Annotated in this window: 6 protein-coding genes; 3 read left to right on the forward strand and 3 right to left on the reverse strand. The window is 73.0% G+C overall.

What is annotated here, in order from left to right:
* Together ACYVE9_RS13725 and ACYVE9_RS13730 are read right to left on the reverse strand one after the other, a co-directional pair.
* On the reverse strand, positions 1-1710 hold a 1710-nt coding region (locus ACYVE9_RS13725), incomplete at its 3' end, for a diguanylate cyclase domain-containing protein (RefSeq protein WP_461028106.1).
* Positions 1711-1904: 194 nt separating this feature from the next.
* Positions 1905-2846, reverse strand: a complete 942-nt coding sequence (locus ACYVE9_RS13730) for a 2-hydroxyacid dehydrogenase (RefSeq protein ID WP_461028107.1) — start codon at positions 2844-2846, stop codon at positions 1905-1907.
* 84 nt (positions 2847-2930) lie between these two features.
* Between ACYVE9_RS13730 and ACYVE9_RS13735 the strand changes: the two genes are divergently transcribed.
* The 3 genes from ACYVE9_RS13735 (at position 2931) to ACYVE9_RS13745 (ending at position 5534) form a co-directional block, all read left to right on the forward strand.
* Positions 2931-3929 (forward strand): aldo/keto reductase, encoded by a 999-nt coding sequence (locus tag ACYVE9_RS13735; RefSeq protein ID WP_461028108.1) that lies wholly within the window; start codon positions 2931-2933, stop codon positions 3927-3929.
* A 113-nt stretch (positions 3930-4042) separates the two neighbouring features.
* Positions 4043-5260 carry a PQQ-dependent sugar dehydrogenase gene (locus ACYVE9_RS13740; RefSeq protein ID WP_461028109.1) on the forward strand — a complete coding sequence of 406 codons (1218 nt, stop codon included), beginning with the start codon at positions 4043-4045 and terminating at the stop codon, positions 5258-5260.
* Positions 5261-5300: 40 nt separating this feature from the next.
* A complete protein-coding gene (locus tag ACYVE9_RS13745; RefSeq protein ID WP_461028110.1) occupies positions 5301-5534 on the forward strand; it encodes a DUF6191 domain-containing protein in 234 nt (77 codons plus the stop codon).
* On the opposite strand, the gene ACYVE9_RS13750 is transcribed toward ACYVE9_RS13745, so the two are convergent.
* A partial coding sequence (locus tag ACYVE9_RS13750) for a helix-turn-helix domain-containing protein (RefSeq protein WP_461028111.1) occupies positions 5452-5775 on the reverse strand: 324 nt, incomplete at its 5' end. The genes ACYVE9_RS13745 and ACYVE9_RS13750 overlap by 83 nt on opposite strands.

The following is a 5775-nucleotide window of genomic DNA, read 5'->3' on the forward strand; positions in this document are numbered from 1 at the left end:
GCCGAGAAGCTGCTGGCCGGCCTGGACGAGCAGCTCGTCGCCGGCCTGGTGGCCGATCGTGTCGTTGACGGCCTTGAAGCCGTCCAGGTCGACGACGACCACCGCCGCGTCCCGGTGCGGCCCGTCGGCGCCGCGCCGGCCGGACAGCGCCTGGCGGACCCGCTCGGTGAACAGCGCGCGGTTGGGCAGGTCGGTCAGCGGGTCGTGCGAGGCGTTGTGCTGGAGCTGGGCCTGCAACCTCACCCGTTCGGTGACGTCGCGGCTGTTGAAGATCAAACCGCCCTGGTAGCGGTTGACCGTGGACTCGACGTTCAGCCACTTGCCGCTTCCGTGCCGGAACCGGCACTCGATGCGCGTCGACGCGTCCTGGTCGGGCGAGGTGGTCAGGAACCGGCGCACCTCGTGCAGGAACCGGCCGAGGTCGTCCGGGTGGATCATCGAGGCCAGCTCGGACCCGACCATCTCCTCCGCCTCGCGGCCGTACACGCCGACGGCGGCGGGGCTGACGTAGCGGAGCGTGCCGCTGGACGCGGCGATCATGATGACGTCGCTGGAGCCCTGGACGAGGGAGCGGAAGTGGTTCTCCTTGTGCGCCAGTTCGCGGGTGAGCCGGACGTTGTCGGTGAGCATGATGCCCTGCCGTACGACCAGGGCGAGCACCACCGTGCCGGAGGTGACCAGTACCACCCGGCCGGCCTCCCGGCCGTCGGCGAAGTTGTAGAGCACACCGAGCGTGCAGACGGCGGCGGCCAGGTAGGGCGTCAGCGCGGCCAGGGAACCGATCAGCGGGCGGCCGGCGCTCTCACCGGGCCCGCCGGCCTCCTCCGTCTCACCGGAGGAGGGGCCGGAGCTGCTCGGCACCCAGGGCGCGTAGGCGAGCAGCAGCGATCCGGCGAACCAGCCGGCGTCGAGCAACTGCCCGGAGCGGTACTGGGCCTGGAGCAGCGGCGAGGTGAAGAGGGCGTCGCACAGCACGGTCAACGCCAGGGCGCCGACGGCGGTGTTGATCGCGGAGCGGTGCACTGACGTGCGGCGGAAGTGCAGTGCCAGGACCATGCTGACCAGCACGATGTCCAGCAGCGGGTAGGCGAGTTGCAGTGCGGCGAAGGACACCGAGGCGTTCCGCCAGGCCCCGGTGTGGGCCAGCGCCAGGCTCCAGGAGAGCGTCAGCAGCGAGCCGCCGATCAGCCAGGCGTCCAGCCCGAGGCAGATCCAGCCGTTCCGGGTGAGGGGGCGCTTGGCGAGGACGAGCAGGCCGATGATGGCCGGCGGGGCGAAGAGCAGGAAGCAGAGGTCGGCGAGTGAGGCGGCCGGCACCGGGCGGCCGAGCACCACCTCGTACCAGCCCCAGACGGCGTTGCCCAGGCCGGCCATGGTCGAGGAGATGCCGAACAGCACCCACGCGGGGCCGAACGCTCCACGGTGCGTGCGCGCGTACCAGAAGCAGGAACCGGCCGCGAGAAAGGCCGCGGCGCTCAGACCGAAGTCGCCCATGATCAGGGCGAGTCGGTGGGAGCCCCAGCCGAACAGGGCGCCGGTGGCGTACGCGAGGCACGCCAGCACCAGCAGCAGTTGGGGTGCGTTGGTACCGCGGGGACGCGTCTCGGGCCGCGCGGCAGCCGCCAGGGCGGCTCCGTGGGCGCTCACCGTGTCGTCCCCGGGCTGGGGGGCCGGCTCCGGTGGCCGTCCCTCATCCGGCTGTTCGTCCATTGGCCGCGCATTCGCCCGTCGCCCCCCTGGGTGTCCTGGTATCTCCCCCGTCCGGACGATACACCAGTTCCGTCACTCAGGGACATAGCACCTCTACACAGCGTGACGACCTGGGCATTTGTGCCAACTGAGCGCAGTCGAACGCCTGCACAGCGTTGACCGGGATGCTCGAACGGCTGTTTCCCGGCCCCTCGTCACGGCGCCTCCGCGACCACGTGGTGCACGGGCTCCCCGGCGGCGAACCGCTTCAACTGGGCGGTGATCAACCGGCTCGCGCGCGGCAGGAAGGCGGATGTCGGTCCGCCCACGTGCGGCGTGATGAGCACCCCGGGCGCCCGCCAGAGCGGGTCGTCGGCGGGCAGCGGCTCCGGATCGGTGACGTCCAGCGCGGCGCGCAGCCGCCCGGACTCCAACTCGGCGAGCAGCGCCTTGCTGTCCACGACCTGGCCGCGGGCGACGTTGACCAGCAGCGCGCCGTCCTTCATGCGGGCGAGGAACTCCGCGTCGACGAGCTTCCTGGTCTGCTCGGTGAGCGGGACGGCCAGCACCACGACGTCGGCCCGCGGCAGCAGCCGGGGCAGGTCCGACAGCGCGTGCACCGGCCCGCGTCCGGTCTCCCGGGCGGTACGGGCGACCCGGTCGACGTGCGCCACCTCGAAGGGGGCCAGCCGGTCCTCGATCGCACCGCCCACTCCCCCGTGGCCGACGAGCAGCACCGACTTGTCGGCGAGCGCCGGGTGGATGGCGGGCCGCCAGCGCCCGGCGGCCTGGTCGTGGACGAAGCCGGGTATGTCGCGCAGCGAGGCGAGGATCAGGGTGAGCGCGAGCTCGGCGGTACTGGCGTCGTGCACGCCGCGGGCGTTGCAGAGCACCGCGCCGGACGGCAGGTCGGGCACCGCGGGTTCGACGTGGTCGATGCCGGCGGTCAGCGTCTGCACCACCCGCACCCCCGACATCCGCGGCAGCGGCCGGACCGCCACGGCCGCCCCCTTCATGTACGGGACCACGTAGAACACGCACCGGGCCGGGTCGGCGGGAAAGTCCGCCTGCCCGCTCCACTGGTGGTACGTGAACTCCGCCGGGAGGTCGTCGAGGTCCTCGGGCGGGACGGGAAGCCATACGTGGGGAGCAGCCATGGCCACAGGCTAGGCGAAGACGCCCGGTGGGGACCGGTTAGTTTGGGAGTCGTCCCCGCGAGGGGTGGGAGGGAGCACGTCCAGGTGGAGCGCAGGGCACTCGGCGCGGCAGCGCTCGAGGTGGGGGCCGTCGGTCTGGGATGTATGCCGATGAGCTGGGCGTACACCACGTCCGAGCAGGTGGGCGAGGACTCCCTGCGGACGCTGCACCGGGCGCTCGACCACGGCGTCTCACTGCTCGACACCGCCGACATGTACGGCCCCTTCACCAACGAGCTGCTCATCGGCAGACTGCTGCGGGAGCGCCGCTCGGAGGTGTTCCTCTCCACCAAGGTGGGCCTGCTCGTCGGTGACCAGCACATCGTCGCCAACGGCCGCCCCCGGTACGTCAAGCGGGCCTGTGACGCCTCGCTGCGGCGGTTGCAGACCGACGTGATCGACCTGTACCAGCTGCACCGGCCCGATCCGGAGGTGCCGCTGGAGGAGACCTGGGGCGCGATGGCCGAGCTGGTCACGGCGGGCAAGGTGCGGGCGCTGGGCCTGTGCGCGGTGGGCGTCAGGTCCCAGCGCCGCTCCTCGCGGGCGCCGCTGCACCGGGCCACGCTCGACCAGCTGGGCCGGCTCCAGCAGGTCTTCCCGGTGAGCGCGGTGCAGGCCGAGCTGTCGGTGTGGTCGCCGGAGGCGCTGACCGCGCTGCTGCCGTGGTGCGAGGAGCGCGGTGTCGGACTGCTGGCGGCGATGCCGCTGGGGAACGGTTTCCTCAGCGGCACGCTCACGCCCGGCAGCGGGTTCGAGCCGGACGACATGCGGGCCAGGCACCCGCGTTTCACCGCCGAGATGATGGCCGCGAACCAGCCCGTGGTGGCCGGCCTGCGCCGGGTGGCCCGGCGGCACGGCGACGCGACCCCCGCGCAGGTGGCGCTCGCCTGGCTGCTGGCGCAGGGCCGGCACGTGGTGCCGGTGCCGGGCACCAAGAAGGCGCGCTGGGCGGTGGAGAACGCCCGGGCCGCACGGCTGCGGCTGACGGCGGAGGACCTCGCGGAGATCGCCTCGCTGCCGCCCGCCCTCGGCTCCTGGGACTGACCCGGCGGCGGGGCGGGAGCCTCGGCGCCGGGAAGCGGGGGGTGGCGGTTACGGACGGGAACCCGGGTGGAGTCTTTCGGCGTTGACGACAGGGGTACCCGACGGCGGGTGTGATGTGCTGCCCGGACGCATCCCGCGAGGAGAGGACCGACACCGTGCGACGCTCAGGCCTGACGGCCGCCCTGGCGACGACCGTACTGCTGACCGCGGCGTGCTCCGGCGGACCCGCGTCGGAGAACGGCGAGGGCGGATCGCCGTCCGCCACCCCGCCCACCGCCGCGTCCTCCCCGGAGGCCGGGCCCGGGGAGTCGACGTCACCGGCGTCGCGGTCCTCGCCGGCGCCCGCGGAGGGCTCCGTGGAGGTGACGTCCACCGTCACCGAGGACCTCGACTCGCCCTGGGGCCTGGCGGCGCTGCCGGAGGGTGACCTGCTGGTCTCCTCCCGGGACACCGGCCGCATCCACCGCGTCTCCGCCGAGGACGGCTCGACGACCGAACTCGGCCAGGTCGGTGGCGTCGACCCGGGCGGTGAGGGCGGGCTGCTGGGCATCGCCACCAACGGCGACGGCCACGTCTACGCGTACTTCACCAGCGCCTCGGACAACCGGATCGTGCGCATGCTCTACAACGAGGACCGCGAGGAGGGCCGCCAGCTCGGTGAGCCCGACGTGGTCTTCAAGGGGCTGCCCAAGGCGAACATCCACAACGGCGGCCGGATGGCCTTCGGCCCGGACAAGATGCTCTACGTCGGCACCGGGGACGCCGGTGACACCTCGCACGCCCAGGACGACGACTCCCCCGCCGGCAAGATCCTGCGCATGCAGCCCGACGGCAGCCCGCCCGAGGACGGCAACCTGGAGTCGGGCTCGGTGGTGTTCTCCAAGGGCCACCGCAACGTGCAGGGCCTGGCCTTCGACGACGAGGGACGGCTGTGGGCCTCGGAGTTCGGCCAGAACACCTGGGACGAGCTCAACCTGATCGAGTCGGGCCGCAACTACGGCTGGCCCGAGGTGGAGGGCAAGGCCGGTGAGGAGGGCTACGTCGATCCGGTCGAGCAGTGGCGGCCGGCCGATGCGTCACCGAGCGGCCTGGCGTGGGCCCGGGGCTCGCTGTGGATGGCCGGACTGCGCGGGGAGCGGCTGTGGCGGATCCCGCTGGACGGCGAGCAGCCGGTCGCCGACCCGCAGGCGTTCCTGGAGGGCGAGTACGGGCGGCTGCGCACGGTCGTCGCCGACGGCGAGGGCGGGCTGTGGCTGGTGACCAGCAACACCGACGGCCGGGGCGACGTGCGCGAGGGCGACGACCGTATCCTGAAGCTGAAGGTGCGGTGACTTCAACGATCCGCCCTCGGGGCGGGTGAGGAGGCCGACGATGCCGGACATGTTCGGTGGCGTGGAGGAGATCTTCGCGCCCGGCGGCAAGCACGTCGAGGAAGAACGGCAGCGGCTGGAGCACACCCGCGTGCAGGAGGACGACCACGGCGTGGGCTGCGGCCCGGTGGACCTCGAGTCCGGTCAGGTGGTCATCGTGCCGCAGCAGCCCGAGGCGGTGCTGCCGCCCCGGCCCCGCCTTGAGGAGTCGGAGACGGAGTCGGGAGAAGTCTGAGCCGGTGCGCCAGCGCCGCGGCCTCGCCGCGGCCGGCCACCCCCAGCTTCGCCAGGATGCGCGACACGTGCACGCTGGCAGTCTTGGGTGAGATGAACAGCTCCCCGGCGATCTGCGGATTGCTGCGGCCGGCCGCGACCAGCCGCAGCACCTCCTGTTCGCGGCGGGTCAGGCCGAACTCCGCCGGCCGGTCCGCCTCGGGCCGGGCGCGCGGTACGGCCGTGAGGGAGACGCCTCCCCG

This window comes from Streptomyces sparsus, assembly GCF_054776295.1.